The following is a 15,514-nucleotide window of genomic DNA, read 5'->3' as shown; positions in this document are numbered from 1 at the left end:
GCCCGGCATTGCCGGGCCCGCGAGCGGATTACAGGAAGCGGTAGTCGAACTCCAGCCACAACTGACGGCCGTAAGGGTCGTAGTTGCCGACCGGGTAGAACGGCCAACCACCGCCGTTCTTGTCTGCCGGTGGGCGGCTGTCACGCAGGTTGTTGACGATCAGGCCGAGCGTGGCGTTGTCGTTGAGCTTGCGGTACAGGCTGGCGTTGTAGGTCATGTACGGCGCGATGCGACCACTGCCGTCCGTCTTCGGCAGCGAGCCGTAGCGCATGCCGTACAGGGTGGCGGTCCAGTCGTTGATCGCCCAGGTGACGCTGCCGTTGACCTTGCTGCGCCACTGGTAGGAATCCAGCGAGTTGCGCTGGTCCTGCACGTCATCGCCAGCGAACTGGCGGTAGCTGTGATCGATCACCAGCGAGTACGCGACGCGGGCCGAGAAGCGACCATAGCGGCCCGCGTCCCAGCGCAGGTTCGACTTCAGGTCGATGCCGCGCACGGTTTCGGAGGCGGCGTTGATCGGATTGATCAGCACGCGCACCACCTGGTTGGGCTGCACGGCGGCATCGGCCGGATTGCGGATCACGCGACGCAACGCGTCCTGGCATTGTGCCGAGCCGATGTCGCGTGCGTCGCCACCCACGGTCTGGCCAAGGCGGCAGTCCGCTTCGTCCTTCAGGATGCGGGTGGCATCCAGGTTGGTGACCTCGTCGTCGATCCGGATGTCGTAGTAGTCGGCGGTGAAGTCCAGGTTGGCCGACGGCGACCACACGAAGCCCAGACCGTAGGACGTAGCGGTTTCCGGCTGCAGTTGTGGGTTGGCGCCACTGGTGTAGTCGATCGCCAGCCCGCTGAAGTCGCAGTCATCGTATGCCTGCCCCGCACTTCGGCAGCGCCAGTAGTCGGTCATGCCGGGGTTGTAGCCGCGCGTTTCGGTGGCGAACACGTAGTTCATGTCCGGCGCACGGAAGCTGGTCGCTGCACTGGCGCGCAGCAGCAGCGTATCGAACGGACGGAACTCCAGGCCCGTGCTCCAGGTCGTCTTGCCCAGGTGGTCCCCGGCGGCGCGGTACTGGTCGTAGCGTCCAGCCACGGTGGCGGTCAGGCGCTCCAGCAACGGCAGCTGCAGCTCTACGCCGGCCGCATAGCGATCACGTTCGCCACCGGCGGGAATGCCGGCATTGAGGTTCCAGAACACGCCCTGTGCCAACGCCGGGTCCGGGCGGTTGCTGTAGCCCTGGCTGCCCGCTTCGACAACGGCTGCCAGCGCGGCACGGCCACCGGGCAGATCGAACAGCTGGCCGTTGACGCTGACGCTGGCCGTCTGCAGCCACGCAGCGTTGCGGCTCTCGTAACGGTCCGACAGGCCCTCGTACTCGCCCGGGGTCAGCGGCTGGTACAGGCGCGACGGATCCGGTGCGTAGACCTCCACGCCATTGCGGGTGCCGAGCTGCGGGCCGAGCAGGTACTCGTTGATACCGATCAACAGGCCCGGGCGCTGCGTCTTGTTCTCATAGCGCGAGCGGCTGTAGGCCGCTTCGTAATCCCAGTCCGAGCCGCCGATGCTGCCACGCGCGCCCACGTTGAACGACCAGGACTGCTCAAGGAACCGGTTGGCATTGCGCTGCACGCCGCCGATCTCTTCCGGTGCGAAACGCCGGTACCAGCTTTCCAGCTGACCGCTGTTCTGGTTGTAGAAGTAATTGCGCGAGGAGGTCCAGCTCGGTGCGCGGGTGTTGTTGTAGATGCGCGCGGTGCCGATGGCCGCATCGGCGAACAGTTCCTGGCGATCGTTCAAGCGCCAGGTCACCGCGCTGTAGGCGTCGATGTTGCGCTTCTCGGTCTGCACGGTCCAGAACGTGGGCGCGGCCTCATTGCTGCCGCAGTACCAGCCCTGGCGCGGATTCTGCGCGCGGAACACGCTGTCGCCATACAGCGTGCTGGTGGCATCGCAGCCGTCGGCACCGGGATCGATGTAATTATTGGTGGAGGCGTTGCGGCGATACGCCACCGCCGTCGCCAGCGGTGCCACGCCACGCGGATCGTCGGTCAGCGAATCCATGAAATCGCGCTGCGAGCCGTAGATGGCCTTGCGGTTGGCGATCTCCAGCCCGAAGATCGCGTCCCACTGCTCGCCCGAGCCGCCGCCGACCGCCTGCAGGCGCTGGTTGTCGCCGCCGCCCTGTTCGGTGGTGCCGGCGCGCACATTGATGCCGACGCCGTCGTAGGTCTTTTTGAGGATGATGTTGACCACACCGGCGATCGCATCGGAGCCATACACCGCCGAGGCGCCCCCGGCCAGCACTTCGATCCGGTCGATCAACGCACTCGGGATGTTGGCCAGGTTGACCACATTGACCGAGCCCTCGTAGGCCAGCGGGTAATCCGACTGGCGGCGACCGTTGACCAGCACCAGGGTGCGGTTGGGGCCGAGGCCACGCAGGTTGATGGTGTTGGCGGCCGGCGTGAAGGTGTTGCCGAAATCCTCACCCTGCACGTTGCCGGTGTTCTCGGTCAGCGCGCTGAGCGCTTCGAAGGCGCTGCGGTAGCCCTGCGCCTCGATCTGCTCCTGGGTGATCACGGTGACCGGAGATGGGCCTTCCACGCTGGCGCGGGGGATGCGCGAGCCGGTGACCGTGACGGCATCGAGCTGGGTGGGCGCATCGGCCGCGTGGACCATGGAACCTGCGCCGAGCAGGGGCAGCAACGACAGAACCAGGACCCGCCGACGCAGCGGGCGATACAGCACAGACATGCAGATTTCCGGTAAAAGAGCTACGTACCGGCGCGGGCAGGCCCGTGCCAGAGTGTAGTGAGGGAGGGGCCGTGATTCTGCTGAACAGGCGGAAAAGGGGGAAATGACCGCCCGGGATATGCTTATCGGGATTTCGCCTAAGCCCTGCCCTGCAAGGACTCCGCATGCGCTTCATCCAGACCTTCGAGCTGCATCCCTTCCTGGACACCGTGGTCAGCCTGGTCGCCGCGTTCGTGCTCGGCACGTTGATCGGCGCGGAACGGCAGTACCGCCAGCGCACCGCCGGGCTGCGCACCAATGTGCTGGTCGCGGTCGGCGCAGCGGCCTTCGTGGATCTGGGCATGCGCATCGCCGGCAACGCTGAAGCCGTGCGGGTGATCTCCTACGTGGTGTCCGGGGTCGGTTTCCTCGGCGCCGGTGTGATCATGAAGGAAGGCATGAACGTGCGTGGCCTGAACACCGCCGCGACGCTGTGGTGCTCGGCGGCGGTCGGTGCGTGCACCGGTGCGGACATGCTGGCCGAAGGCGCGCTGCTGACGGTGCTGATCATCGCCGGCAACACGCTGCTGCGCCCGCTGGTCAACGCGATCAACCGCATCCCGATCAATGAGGCCGCCTCTGAAGCGACCTACGAGGTGCGCCTGAGCGTGGACCCTGCCGCCACGCCCCTGGCACGCGAACGCCTGGTGGACGCACTGGAGGCCGCGCAGTACCCGGTCAGCGACGTGCAGGTGATCGAACACGGCGACGGCCCGGTCGAGCTGGTCGCGATCCTGGTCAGCACGGCGGTCAGTGCCGACGAGCTCGATGCCGTGGTCGCCCGCCTGCAGCGGCAGCCGGGCGTGGTGCATGCCAACTGGGAAGTCAGCACCCGCGACTGATCCGCGCCCTGCCCTGCACAACGAAAAACGGCGGCCCTGCGGCCGCCGTTTCCGTGATGGCCCGTGCGCCTTGAATCAGGCGTCGGCAGGCAGCGCGCTCTGACGGCTCACCAGCGCGCTGAAACGTGCCAGCGAGCTCAGGTGGTGATGCACCAGCGCCAGCCAGCCACTCCGGTGCCAGGCCACGACGGTGGCGTCCGGCAACGCGGCGAACTTCTCCACATCCACGACCTGGAAGCCGTTGATCGACATCTGCCGGCCATCGGCCAGGGTGACGTCGATGTTGCGGTCGATCAGCAGATCGTTCTCGATCAGCGCGGCGGTGAAGCGACGGGTCTGATCATGCTCGCGCGTGTAATCGCCGCAGAAGCGCATCGCGTTGTCGACAATCTCGGTCGCCTTGCCATCCTGGAACAGCGGCACGCCGTCCTCGCTCTGGCCCTGGTTGACCTGCTTGGCGGCCGAGTCGAGCGCGAGCACGTACTCGTCCTGCTCACCGGCCTGCATGAACACGAACGGGTAGCGGCGCACGTAGGCCGGCACGTAGCTCTGCTCGTCCCATACGCCATCGGCAACGAACAGGTTGCGCTGGGCCAGGCCAACGGCCACCAGCGGCATCGCGTCCTTCCCGGTGAAAATGATCGGGTAATGCTGGGCCAGCGAGCCGAACTCGCCGATCACGGCGGGGATCGCATTGGTGTCGGCAGCAAAATGCGCGGTGTCGGGCACCAGGCGCCAGGCGGCATGCAGATCCGAGCGCAGCGGCACGGGCGCTTGGTAGAACAGCGGACCGGTGGCCTGGGACGGCGCAGCGGCGAGCGGAGTCGTGGTTTCAGCAGTCATGGATTAAGTCGGATACGACGCGCCAGTCAGCCCGGGCGCGAAAGCGGGAACCGCATTGAACGGCCACTATAACGTGCCACGTCCGCGGTTTTTATTTCAATCGCGCGTTGGATTCCCGCGCCCCACTACAGTTCGGTGAATTCGCTGCAGTCCGGCAATGCCTGATCGGCCATATAGGCACCGTTCTGGAAGCGGTACACCCGCTGATACGAGCAGGCCGGATCCGACACGGTGCGCAGTTCCGACGTTTTTACCCGGCCATGCGCAAGCGAATCCTGGTTGCGTGAGGCAAACGCAGGAAACCGGTGCGCGTGCGTTTGATAGCGCAGCACCGGCATGCCCTCGCCAGCCGGATCCAGGCTCAGCGCTGCATCGAAACCATACTCGTCGTGACAGGCGCCGGCGCGGAGGTCCATATCACGCTCGCTGAAGCAGGCGCGGATGCTGGCATGGCCCTGCACCGGCAGCCGCAGCACCTCGCCAGAGTCGGCGTCGGCTGCGTGGCGCATGACGCGCGCCACGACCCGCTCGGTCACGCTGGCGCCGCCGCCGGAGTACATCGTGCTGGCCTGGGCATCCACGCCGACCAGTACACCGCCCCCCGCGGCCGGGCCAAGTTTGACCAGGGCCGGCCAAGGCTGCAGGCCGCCCTCGGCGTTGCCGATGGCCAGCGCGAGCGCGCGGCGGGAGATATCCCTGCCAGCGGAGCGCTCACGCACGATCAGCACCACCTGTTCCTCGTCGTCGCCCGGCTGCACGCGCACGCACCAGTGCTGGTCCGCGCTGCAGTACCAGCGCGGGTCGAACCCTTGGTCGCCGGCCGCCGCATCACTTGCCCCTGCAGGCGCTGCCGCGAGCGGTATCAGCCGATTGCCGGACACGTCCTGCAGGCGTGCACCCGCGTCATCCGCCGCTGCCCAGCACAACGCGGGCAACGGTGGCAGCACCATCCATACCGCCCACGCCCAGGTGCGCCTCACAGCACGCCCTCCAGCGGCCCGGTTGCACCGGTCAGCACGGCGCAGGCATGGTCCTGGAGTTCCTCGCCACTGGCTTTGTTGCCCGCTGCCAGGTCCAGCCGGGTGGCCAGCAGCACGAAGCCCGGGGCACCGGCGGGGTCCGTCTGCCCGGCCACCACCAGCGACCAGTTGCCGATATCGGCAGGCTCGGCCAGATGAGCGGCCAGCAGACGGACCGGATTCGCGGTGAGCTCGGCACCCGGCAGCTGGCGGGCGAGATAGGCATGCCCGCGCAGCGGCTCCGGCAGTGGTTGCCAGTCCGCGCCGATGGAGGGCTGCAGCCGGCGCAGCTGGGTCAGGACATCCGCCCGCAGGCAATCCACGTGGATGTGCAACTGGTGCTGCGAGCGCCCATGCGGGGAGTTCAAGGCCAGGCTGGCCACGTCGCGCGGCAGGGACCGGCCCAGCGCCTGCTCGGTGTGGCTGCGGGCGGCCCAGGCCGCGGCGAAGTAGTTCGGTGCTCCGGCCCGCAGCAGCGCGGGGCTTTCGATCCCCGAGACCCGGTCCAGCGGCAACACCAGGAATTGGTAGTGGCCGTGCGAATCCTTGAGCAGCACATCGCGGCGCTGCGCCTCGGCGGCCACCGCCAGGCAGCTGCCACGGGGGGCGGCATCGCCGGCACAATCGCGCTGGATGATGCCCCACAGGGCGTCTGGATTGGCGGGCGGTTTGGCCGGTGGCCGGGCCGGCGTGGCGCAGGCGGCCAACAGCAGCAGCGCACAGGACAGGAAGAATCGGGCGATCACGGACAGGCTCGGACAAGGATGCGGGCCCGGCCGGCACGGCCGGTGGGCGGGCGCGATTGTACCGTGCCGGTTCTGTCGCTTCCGTGTCAGTAGGTGCTGTACGGCACCTCGACCACCACCGGCGCGGCCGGTGCCGGCGGCTGCAGGGTGTAACGATCCAGCGCGCCGTTGTCATCGGCGAACCGCTGCGACTGCACCTGCAGGCGGTACATGACGGTGCCGAGCTTGATGCTGCCGCCGGCATCCAGCGCAGCCCCGGCCGGCAGCAGCAGGCCTCCGAGGTCGCTGTAGCCGCCGCCTTCCTGCGAGAAGACGTGGTCGACCAGCTCGCCTTCGCGCTTCATCGCGAACACATGCGGGTCGCCGTGCCGGCGGTTGTAGTCCTCGTTGCCGAGCAGATCGGCGATCCATACCCCGGGCAGCCGGTAGCGGGTCTCCAGCGCGATCGCATCGAGGCGGTCGCTGTCCACCACCAGGCAGCACACTGCCTGCTTGTTCTCGCGGTCCAGGATCGCGAAGCGCTCGCCCTTGGCAACCTCGCCCGGCAGGATCGCAAACGGCTGGTTCCTCAGTACCGGCTCGGCGCCACTGGCCGAATGCAGGTTGCGCCAGCCACCGAACACCGGTGCGTCCGGCTCGGCCGCCACGGCGTTGCCTGCCATCATCATTCCCAGCGTCACGATCACTGCGGCGGTGATCTTCCTGCTCTGCATGCGCTACTTCCGTTGGTTGACCTGTCGCGGCGACATCGCCGGACCTCACAAGACCGCGACACTATGCGCCAGCGGCACGGCCGCGGGCAATCGGGGCCGTTCAGCCGATCACGATGTAGTCACTGACCAGCGCGATGCCCTGGTGCTCCCCGCGCTCAAGCTGCACATACCGGCCGCCGACCTGATCGATGGCGATGCAGTCATCGACCTCCAGCAGGGCATCGGTATGCGGCTTGAACCAGCTGACATCGCGCAGCGCCCTGGCCTTGTGCTTGGCCTCTTCGACACTGGTGGCGACCAGCAGCCGGTAGTCATGGGCCTCGCCCAGCGCGCCGGCGGCATACCCGCCGAGATTGAGAAAGTAGAGCCGCGGCGCGCCCGCCGCCGGGGCCACCTCGCCGAAGCGCACCTGGTACGCCTCCACCCCATCCACCGCGAGCCAGCCATCGACATGCAGCCCTTTGCGTTCGCCGAACCACTCCTGGCGCAACTGCGGGTAGGCCTCTTCGATGACATCGACGTTGGCGAAGGCCACATCGTGGACCTCGATCCTGGCCCGGGCATGGCGCCCGCCAAGCATGAACACGTGCAGCACCTGCGACTCCCTGCATGATCGATCGTGAGAGGCCGTCAGTGTAACGCCAGGGTAGCCACCACACGTCCCTGCGCACCGCGGTGGTATGGTCGGCGCCTGACCCCGCAGGAGCGACCCGATGACATCCCTTTACCGCTATCCCCTCGCCGCGATCATGCTCGCAGGCACCCTGTCACTGGCCGCCTGCGTCAGCACGCCGGGGCCGGAAATCAAGGGCCCAGGCCTGTGCAAGGCCGATGCGCTGGGCTGGGCTGTTGGCCAGCCGGCCGACGAAGCCAACATGCGCAAGCTGCTGCTACAGAGCGGCGCCGGCCTGATCAACCCGATCGGCCCGGCCACGATCACCACCCGTGACCTGCGCCAGGATCGCCTGCGGGTGTTCATCGACAAGGACAACGTGATCACCGCCGTCCGTTGCGAGTGATTCCGCGCGGGTAGAGCCACCCCATGGGGTGGCTCTACCCGTGGGTGGTGCAGTCGCAGCTGCCCCATCCGCGCGTTTTCGGGGTCTGGCCGATGCCCGGATTGAACGTATTGCTCGGATCCAGCTGCTGGTAGAACGCCGCCAGCGGCGGCTTGGCCGGGTACAGGTGGCCCACGTTGTGTTCGGCCGGATACTCGGCACCGCGCGCATCCAGCAGCGCCCACATCGCGTGCTCGATGGCCAATGGATCTTCCCCCTTGCGCACGATGTAGTCCTGGTGGAACACGTGGCACAGGAAATGGCCGTAATACAGCTTGCCGGCCAGGCGTGCATCGAGGTTGGATGGCAGGTGTTCCACCCACTGGCGGTCGTCGCGTCGCAGTGCCACGTCCAGGGCCACGATGTCCTCGACCTCGCGCCGGTGCACTTCGCGATACCGCACGGCCGCGCCGGCCACGGCGAAGCGATGCAGGAACGCCTTGCGCCCCTCCCCGGCGGTGCACTGGAAGAAGTCGCCCTCGCCGTCAGCGAAGTGATTGCGCAGGAAGGTTTCGGTTGCGGCGGCATCCACCGCCGACACCTTGAGCAGCAGATGGTGCTCGTAGCGGTCACGGAACTGGCCCATGCGCGCGGGCAGATGGCGTGGCAGGCAGCGCATCGCCCACTGGATCACCCGGTCGGTGACCCCGCGCAGGCCGAGACTTTCGAACCAGCCATCGACGCGGCTTTTCAACGCGAACGCGGCCGGCACCCGGGCCGTACCGAAGCGATCGATGAGCAGGAAGGTGTCCTTGCCGTAGCGCTCGCCGATGTCATACGCCTCGCGGTGCAGGTACTCGCCGGAGATCGGCAGGCGTTCGAACGCGGTCAGCAGATGGCGGCGGATCGCGGTCAGATCCTCCATCGCGTTGCTGCCGATGTAGAACACCTCACCCGGCTCGCGCGCAAACGTATCCAGCCGCACCGCGAACACCGCCAGCTTGCCGGCCGAGCCGGAGGCTTCGTAGTGGCGCGAGGGATCGGCGTTGTAGCGCGCCGGCGTGGCTGCATCGACCTGGCGCACCTGCTCGGCATACCGCGGGTCGGAGGCGGCGCGGCCGTTGCCGTTGTCCACATCGGCGGGCGCGTAGTCGCCGCGCTGCAGCCGTTCCAGGATCTGCTCGGGGGTGTCGCCCAGCGCGATGCCAAGATGATTGACCAGCTGCAGCTGGCCGTGGGCATCGACCTGGGCGAACAGCGCCATCTCGGTATACGCCGGGCCACGCCGCACCAGCGAGCCACCGGAGTTGTTGCAGACCCCGCCCAGCACCGACGCGCCGATGCACGACGAACCGATCACCGAGTGCGGCTCGCGATCCAGCGGCGCGAGCACGTTCTCCAGACGGTCCAACGTCGCCCCAGGCAGGCACACCACCTGGCGGCCCGCGTTGATCAGCTGCACGCCGGTGAGGCGCAGCGTGCTGAGGATCACCACGGGACGGTCGTAATCGGCACCATCGGGGCTGGAGCCGCCGGTGAGGCCGGTGTTGGCGGCCTGCATGATCACGATGGCATCGGCCGCCACGATGACCTGCAGGGCGCGCCACTGTTCCAGCAGCGTGCCCGGGCGTACCACCGCCAGCACCGGGCCGTCGCCGAAGCGGTAGCCCCTGCGGAAGCGCCGGGTCGGTTTGTCGCCCGACAGCACGTGCGCGTCGCCGACGATGCCGCGCAGCTGCGCAAGCAACGTGGCCCTATCGCTGCCGACGCCGCTCACGGTGCGACCGCAAGGCGCCGGGTGGCGTCCACCAGCGAATCGGCACTGATATCGGCGATGGTCTTCGCGCCGGTGAGCGTCATCGCCACACGCATTTCCTTGGCCATCAGATCCAACAGGTTGGCCACGCCGGCCTCGCCCTGCGCGGCGAGCGCATAGACGAAGGCGCGGCCGAGCAGCACGCTGTCCGCGCCGAGCGCGATCATGCGCACCACGTCCAGGCCGTTGCGGATGCCCGAATCGGCCAGGATCTTCAACTCACCCTTGACCGCATCGGCGATCGCCGGCAAGGCCCGCGCGGTGGACAGCACGCCGTCCAACTGGCGCCCGCCGTGGTTGGAGACCACGATGCCGTCGGCCCCGAAACGCACGGCATCGCGCGCATCGTCCGGATCGAGGATGCCCTTGATCACCATCGGGCCGGTCCAGAACTCGCGGATCCACTCCAGGTCTTTCCACGAAATGGAGGGATCGAAGTTGTTGCCCAGCCAGCCGATGTAGTCGGCCAAGCCGGTCGGGCTGCCGCGATACGTGGAGATGTTGCCCAGATCGTGCGGGCGGCCGAACAGGCCGACGTCCCACGCCCAGCGCGGGTGGGTCACCGCCTGCAGCATGCGCCGCGCCGGCGCGTTCGGGCCACTCATGCCCGAATGCGCATCGCGGTAACGTGCGCCCGGCGTCGGCATGTCCACGGTGAACACCAGCGTGGTCACGCCGGCCGCCTTGGCCCGCTCCAGCGCATTGCGCATGAAGCCGCGGTCCTTGAGCACATACAGCTGGAACCACATCGGCCGATCGATGGCCGGGGCCACCTCCTCGATCGGGCAGACCGACACCGTGGACAGCGTGAACGGAATCCCCCGGCTCGCCGCCGCCCGCGCCGCCTGCACCTCACCGCGGCGCGCGTACATGCCGGTCAGTCCGACCGGCGCCAACGCCACCGGGATCGCCAGGCGTTCGCCGAACAGCTCCGTTTCCAGGCTCAGATCGGACATGTTGCGCAGGATGCGCTGGCGCAGTGCGATGTCCGACAGGTCGGCAACGTTACGCTTCAGGGTCTGCTCGGCGTACGCGCCGCCATCGATGTAGTGGAACAGGAACGGCGGCAGGCGGCGTTGCGCCGCGGCGCGGTAATCGGTGGAGGCGGAAATGATCATGGGTCAACCGTGGGAAGAAGGAAGCCGCGACGCACGTGCGCGCCGGGCTTCGTTGTCGTCGAGCGTGCGCAGGGAGGTGTGCACGAATTCCAGGTGCGCGTGCGCGGCGGCACGTGCGCGTTCGGGGTCGCCGGAGAGCACACCATCCATCATCTCGCGGTGCTGGACCGACAGCGGCTCAAAGGTGCGGGCCGAGGTATAGAGCTTCTCGCGGCTCTGCGAGATATTGGTCTGCAGCAGGTCGAACAGGCCGCGCATGACCTGCAGCAGCACCAGGTTGTGCGAGGCCTCGGCGATGGCCAGGTGGAAGGCCGCATCGGCCTGTGCCTCGCCGGCCGGATCGTCCTTGCCGTGCGCGGCCATCATGGTGTCGAAGGCCTGGCGGATCTTGGCGCGGTCTTCGTCGGTGGCGCGCAATGCCGCATGCCAGGCGGTCGCCCCTTCCAGCGCGTGGCGGATCTCCAGCACATCAAAGCGGTATTCCGGGTCCCCCTGGAACAGCGGCAGGTACGGCATCAACGGCTCATCGATGGTCTGCCGGGCCCGGGCCGCCGGCTCGCTCACGTAGGTGCCGCCGCCGACCCGCGCGCTCAGCAGGCCCTGGCTGGCCAGCTGCGCGATCGCTTCGCGCAGCGCCGTCCGCGACACCCCCAGCTGCACCGCCAGCGGTCGCTCGGCCGGCAGCCGGTCGCCCGGCTGCAGGTTCTGCTCACGGATCAGGCCACGCAGCTGCGCGGCCACCTTGTCGGACAGGCGTTCATTTTTCATGCCGCCATTGTCGCCCGCGTGGCGGGCGATGGGGTCGATGCCGGTGGCCGGAATGCCGCGCATGGGCTCAGGGAATCATCCAGGTCAGCCAGTAGGCCTGGACCGTGGTGATGATGCCGACCATCACGGTGAAGATCAGGCTGTGCTTGACCGTGAAGCGGAACAGGTCCGATTCCTTGCCGGCCAGGCCGACCGCCGCGCAGGCGATGGCGATCGACTGCGGCGAGATCATCTTGCCGGTTACCCCGCCAGTGGTATTGGCCGCGACCAGCAGCACCTCGGACACACCGATCTGCTGTGCCGTGGTGGCCTGCAGCGCCGAGAACAGCGCGTTGGACGAGGTGTCCGAACCGGTCAGGAACACGCCCAGCCAGCCCAGGAACGGCGAGAAGAAGGTGAAGGCCTTGCCGGTATGCGCCAGGGCCAGCGCCAACGTTGCCGACAACCCCGAGTAGTTGGCGATGAAGGCGAACGCCAGCACCATGCCGATGGAATAGATCGGCACTTTCAGCTCGTTGACGGTTTCGCCGAAGGTGCGCAGCGCCGCGGCCGGGCGCATCTTCAGCAGCACGATTGCGATCACCGCGCCCAGCATGATCGCCGTGCCGGTCGCCGAGACCGCATCGAACCTGTAGACCGCCTCGTACCCGGTCGGCACCGGCACGATCGGCGGCATCTTCTGCACCAGTTGATCCAGCGACGGCACCGGAATCTTCAGCACCCAGTGCTCCAGCGCGCCGCCGGCGGCGAACAGTGCCTTGAACGGCGCGATGCTCCAGATCGTGACCATCGCGGTCAGGATCAGGAACGGCGACCACGCTTTGATGATCTGGCCGGTGGAATAGCGCGGGGCCTCCAGTGCCTGGGCGGCGGCTTCAGCGCTGGTCTCGGTATCGAAGCGGAAGATCCGCACGGGCCTCCACCTGCGCAGGAACAGGGTCAGGCAGACCAGCGACGTCAGCGAAGCGGTGATGTCCGGCAGCTCCGGGCCGATGAAATTGGAGGTCAGGTACTGCGCGATCGCGAAGGAACCGCCGGCTACCAGCACCGCCGGCCAGGTTTCCTTGACCCCGCGCCAGCCATCCATGATCGCCATGATCCAGAACAGCACGATGAGGGTCAGGAACGGCAGCTGGCGTCCAGCCATCTGCCCGATCTCGAACGGATCCAGCCCGGTCACCTGCCCGGCCACGATGATCGGAATGCCCATCGCGCCGAACGCCACCGGCGCGGTGTTGACGATCAGGCACAGGCCGGCCGCATACAGCGGCTTGAAGCCCAACCCGACCAGCAGCGCGGCGGTGATCGCCACTGGCGCACCGAAGCCGGCCGCCCCTTCCAGGAACGCGCCGAACGCGAACCCGACCATCAGCATCTGCAGGCGCTGGTCTTCGGTCACCGACAGGATCGAGGCGCGGATGATGTCGAACTGTCCGGTCTTGACCGAGACCTTGTACAGGAACACCGCGCCCAGGATGATCCAGGCAATCGGCCACAGGCCATAGACGAAGCCATACCCGGCCGCCGCGAACGCCTGCGACAGCGGCATCCGGTAGAACAGCAGGGCCACTGCCAACGCGATCGCTACGGTGATCGTGCCGGCCAGCCACCCCTTCATGCGCAGCACAGCCAGGGCGACGAAGAAGAAGGCGATCGGCAGCAGCGCGATCAGGCTGGACAGCCAGAGGTTGCCAGCGGGGTCATACAGTTGTTGCCAGGCCTGCATCGGCGGATCTCATCAAGACGGACAGGGGCCCGCGCGGTCATCACCGCACGAGCCAAGAACGTTCAACGATGCGTATTGGTAGTACCAATATTCATGGAAGTCGTTGAAACTGCCCGCATTGAAACGCCAAACGCAAGGCGAGCCTATTAGACCATAGGTCTAGGCTCGCCTATTGGTAGTACCATTTAACAGCCGCAGTCGTTGGAGCGGCCTTTGAGCTCGACCGAGTTGCCATCGGGATCGCGCAGGCGCAGCGACAGACCGTCGCCCTCCGCGCCGTAGTTGCGCTCGGCCGGTCCACTCAGCGCCACCTTCAGCCCCTGCAGATGCGCGCGCACCTGTTCGGCGTCGAACGGCTCCACGCGCAGGCAGACATGCTCGACATTGCGCCCTTCCCGCCCAGGTGCTGCGCCACCTTCGCGCCCCAGCGGGCCGTCGACACTGATCAGATCGATCAGCGATTCGCCGGCATGCAGATGCACCATGCCCAGCGAGGGCCGCTCGCGGGCAACCGTGCAGCCCAGGACGTCGCAGTAAAAGCGTACCGCGCGTGGCAGATCCTGCACGCGCAGCACCACATGGTCGATGCGCTGGATCTCGAAGGGACGTTCGCTGCTCATGACGACTCCAGTTTTTTTGCGATACGGCTGAACACCACCAGCACGATCAGGCACAACACGCTCACTCCGACAGCGATCACGTACTCGCCGATGCCGACCGCGATACCGATCGCTGCGGCCATGATCAGTGAGCTGGCCGTGGTCAGGCCGCTGACCTGATCGTCGCGCGAACCGCGCAGGATCGTACCGGCGGCGACAAAGCCGACGCAGGCCACCACTGCTTCGATCAGACGGACCGGATCGACCTGCAGCAGGTCGCGGTAGCGCTCTTCCTGGAAGTGCTCGGCAATGCTGTCACCGAGCCCGACAATGAGGGCGGCGGCACCGGCGATCAGCATGTGCGTGCGCAGCCCAGCCGCATGCTTGCCCATCTCCCGCTCGATGCCGAGCGTGGCGCCGAGCAACATTGCCACGGCGATCCGCAGCAGGATTGATAGATCTTGTTCCAGTCCCATCTGCACCTCTCATCCTGCAATGGACGGAGCGTCGCAGACAAGGGCGTCTTAGCACCGTGAAGCCAGCGGCAGGCCCGGGTGAGCCTGCCGCTGCAAGGCTTACTGCGCCAGATAACCGCCATCGATGGCGTAGTACGTGCCGGTGGCAAAGCTGGCGTCCGCACTGGCCAACCAGGCCACCAGCGCAGCGACTTCCTCCGGGGTGCCGAGCCGGCCGAGCGCGTGCTTGCTCTCCAGCGCCTGCTTCACCTTCGGGTCCATCTTGTCCAGCAACGGCGTGGCGATGAACCCGGGGCCCACCGCATTGATGCGGATGTTGTCCGCGGCGTGCTCCCACGCCGCCGTCTGGGTCAGACCGACGACCCCATGCTTGGCCGCGACATAGGCCGCGGAGTTGTTGAAACCGACCTGGCCGAGGATGGAGGCCATGTTGATGATGCTGCCGCCCTTGCCCGCGCTGCGCATCGCCTGGATCTGCGCCCGCTGGCAAAGGAACACGCTGTTGAGATTGACGTCGATGACGTTCTTCCAGCCCTCCACCGGGTAGTCGCCGCTGGCCGCCGACGGCCCGCCGATACCGGCGTTGTTCACCGCGATATCCAGCCCGCCGAGTTCCTCGACGGTCTGCTTCACGGCCGCTTCAACGGCGTGCTCGTCGGTGACGTTCAAGGCGATGCCGATCGACTTCACGCCTTTCTTCCGCAGCGTCTCGGCGGTTTTCTCGACGGCGTCGGCCTTGAGATCCCACACCGCTACCGCTGCACCGGAATCGGCCAGCAGCTCAGCCACGGCCAGGCCGATGCCGGAGACGCCGCCGGTGACGATGGCGACCTTTCCCTTGAGTTGATAATCAATCATCGCGTTGTTCCTCGGGTTGGAATAAGGCTGCGGGCAGTACCTGCCCATGCCTGGACCATACGCCGCGAAAACGTTACAGAACGTGCACAGGATGCTTCGCAACAATCCTTCCCATCACTGAAACGCACCTGGGCCTATGCTCGGGGTCGTACGCCCACATCCCTTCTTTCATCCGCCGATGGCGGCCGCCCTCCCCCAAGG

Annotated in this window: 15 protein-coding genes; 2 read left to right on the top strand and 13 right to left on the bottom strand. The window is 67.1% G+C overall.

Annotated features, from left to right (window positions below; translation table 11 throughout):
- Positions 1-28: 28 nt before the first annotated feature.
- The gene (locus tag AC06E9_RS06340) at positions 29-2,752 is read right to left on the bottom strand and encodes a TonB-dependent receptor plug domain-containing protein (RefSeq protein ID WP_478055717.1); all 2,724 of its coding nucleotides are present in this window, start codon (positions 2,750-2,752) and stop codon (positions 29-31) included.
- 164 nt (positions 2,753-2,916) lie between these two features.
- Between AC06E9_RS06340 and AC06E9_RS06335 the strand changes: the two genes are divergently transcribed.
- Positions 2,917-3,633, top strand: a complete 717-nt coding sequence (locus AC06E9_RS06335; RefSeq protein ID WP_121037020.1) for an MgtC/SapB family protein — start codon at positions 2,917-2,919, stop codon at positions 3,631-3,633.
- Between the two features lie 75 nt (positions 3,634-3,708).
- Here AC06E9_RS06335 and AC06E9_RS06330 read toward each other — a convergent pair whose 3' ends face one another.
- From AC06E9_RS06330 to AC06E9_RS06310, 5 genes are all read right to left on the bottom strand, one after another.
- Positions 3,709-4,476 (bottom strand): SapC family protein, encoded by a 768-nt coding sequence (locus AC06E9_RS06330; RefSeq protein ID WP_478055716.1) that lies wholly within the window; start codon positions 4,474-4,476, stop codon positions 3,709-3,711.
- 125 nt (positions 4,477-4,601) lie between these two features.
- A complete protein-coding gene (locus AC06E9_RS06325) occupies positions 4,602-5,456 on the bottom strand; it encodes a hypothetical protein (RefSeq protein WP_478055715.1) in 855 nt (284 codons plus the stop codon).
- Complete coding sequence (locus AC06E9_RS06320) at positions 5,453-6,241, bottom strand: CDP-diacylglycerol diphosphatase (RefSeq protein ID WP_282259875.1); 789 nt, start codon at positions 6,239-6,241, stop codon at positions 5,453-5,455. Before AC06E9_RS06320 ends, AC06E9_RS06325 begins: the two co-directional genes overlap by 4 nt.
- Before the next feature lie 86 nt (positions 6,242-6,327).
- On the bottom strand, positions 6,328-6,954 hold the full coding sequence (locus tag AC06E9_RS06315) for a decarboxylase (protein WP_121037024.1): 627 nt from the start codon (positions 6,952-6,954) through the stop codon (positions 6,328-6,330).
- Positions 6,955-7,054: 100 nt separating this feature from the next.
- On the bottom strand, positions 7,055-7,549 hold the full coding sequence (locus AC06E9_RS06310; RefSeq protein ID WP_478055714.1) for a DUF1543 domain-containing protein: 495 nt from the start codon (positions 7,547-7,549) through the stop codon (positions 7,055-7,057).
- A 118-nt stretch (positions 7,550-7,667) separates the two neighbouring features.
- Here AC06E9_RS06310 and AC06E9_RS06305 point away from each other — a divergent pair, with 118 nt between their 5' ends.
- A complete protein-coding gene (locus AC06E9_RS06305) occupies positions 7,668-7,973 on the top strand; it encodes a hypothetical protein (protein ID WP_478055713.1) in 306 nt (101 codons plus the stop codon).
- Positions 7,974-8,007: 34 nt separating this feature from the next.
- On the opposite strand, the gene dld is transcribed toward AC06E9_RS06305, so the two are convergent.
- The 7 genes from dld to AC06E9_RS06270 form a co-directional block, all read right to left on the bottom strand.
- Positions 8,008-9,729 (bottom strand): D-lactate dehydrogenase, encoded by a 1,722-nt coding sequence (gene dld / locus AC06E9_RS06300; protein ID WP_478055712.1) that lies wholly within the window; start codon positions 9,727-9,729, stop codon positions 8,008-8,010.
- Positions 9,726-10,886 carry an FMN-dependent L-lactate dehydrogenase LldD gene (lldD, locus tag AC06E9_RS06295; protein ID WP_478055711.1) on the bottom strand — a complete coding sequence of 387 codons (1,161 nt, stop codon included), beginning with the start codon at positions 10,884-10,886 and terminating at the stop codon, positions 9,726-9,728. The genes dld and lldD overlap by 4 nt, the downstream gene beginning before the upstream one ends.
- 3 nt (positions 10,887-10,889) lie before the next feature.
- Complete coding sequence (gene lldR / locus AC06E9_RS06290) at positions 10,890-11,654, bottom strand: transcriptional regulator LldR (protein ID WP_121041082.1); 765 nt, start codon at positions 11,652-11,654, stop codon at positions 10,890-10,892.
- A gap of 67 nt (positions 11,655-11,721) precedes the next feature.
- On the bottom strand, positions 11,722-13,380 hold the full coding sequence (gene lldP, locus AC06E9_RS06285) for an L-lactate permease (protein ID WP_478055710.1): 1,659 nt from the start codon (positions 13,378-13,380) through the stop codon (positions 11,722-11,724).
- 185 nt (positions 13,381-13,565) lie between these two features.
- Entirely contained in the window at positions 13,566-14,000 is a 435-nt protein-coding gene (locus tag AC06E9_RS06280) for a VOC family protein (RefSeq protein WP_121037034.1), read from the bottom strand.
- A complete protein-coding gene (locus AC06E9_RS06275) occupies positions 13,997-14,455 on the bottom strand; it encodes an MgtC/SapB family protein (RefSeq protein WP_121037036.1) in 459 nt (152 codons plus the stop codon). Before AC06E9_RS06275 ends, AC06E9_RS06280 begins: the two co-directional genes overlap by 4 nt.
- A gap of 99 nt (positions 14,456-14,554) precedes the next feature.
- Positions 14,555-15,313: an SDR family NAD(P)-dependent oxidoreductase gene (locus AC06E9_RS06270; protein WP_478055709.1), complete on the bottom strand. Its 759-nt coding sequence runs from the start codon at positions 15,311-15,313 to the stop codon at positions 14,555-14,557.
- Between the last annotated feature and the right edge of the window lie 201 nt (positions 15,314-15,514).

The sequence above is a fragment of the Stenotrophomonas sp. Steno-Z10-BAI genome (genome assembly GCF_056393115.1).
Note: the sequence above shows the minus strand (reverse complement) of the source record. Positions and strands in the feature narration are given on the sequence as shown.

Coding starts and splice junctions, on each gene's coding strand:
- AC06E9_RS06340 (WP_478055717.1), bottom strand. CDS start 2,752: ATGTCTGTGCTGTATCGCCCGCTGCGTCGGCGGGTCCTGGTTCTGTCG.
- AC06E9_RS06335 (WP_121037020.1), top strand. CDS start 2,917: ATGCGCTTCATCCAGACCTTCGAGCTGCATCCCTTCCTGGACACCGTG.
- AC06E9_RS06330 (WP_478055716.1), bottom strand. CDS start 4,476: ATGACTGCTGAAACCACGACTCCGCTCGCCGCTGCGCCGTCCCAGGCC.
- AC06E9_RS06315 (WP_121037024.1), bottom strand. CDS start 6,954: ATGCAGAGCAGGAAGATCACCGCCGCAGTGATCGTGACGCTGGGAATG.
- AC06E9_RS06305 (WP_478055713.1), top strand. CDS start 7,668: ATGACATCCCTTTACCGCTATCCCCTCGCCGCGATCATGCTCGCAGGC.
- lldD (WP_478055711.1), bottom strand. CDS start 10,886: ATGATCATTTCCGCCTCCACCGATTACCGCGCCGCGGCGCAACGCCGC.
- lldR (WP_121041082.1), bottom strand. CDS start 11,654: ATGAAAAATGAACGCCTGTCCGACAAGGTGGCCGCGCAGCTGCGTGGC.
- lldP (WP_478055710.1), bottom strand. CDS start 13,380: ATGCAGGCCTGGCAACAACTGTATGACCCCGCTGGCAACCTCTGGCTG.
- AC06E9_RS06280 (WP_121037034.1), bottom strand. CDS start 14,000: ATGAGCAGCGAACGTCCCTTCGAGATCCAGCGCATCGACCATGTGGTG.
- AC06E9_RS06275 (WP_121037036.1), bottom strand. CDS start 14,455: ATGGGACTGGAACAAGATCTATCAATCCTGCTGCGGATCGCCGTGGCA.
- AC06E9_RS06270 (WP_478055709.1), bottom strand. CDS start 15,313: ATGATTGATTATCAACTCAAGGGAAAGGTCGCCATCGTCACCGGCGGC.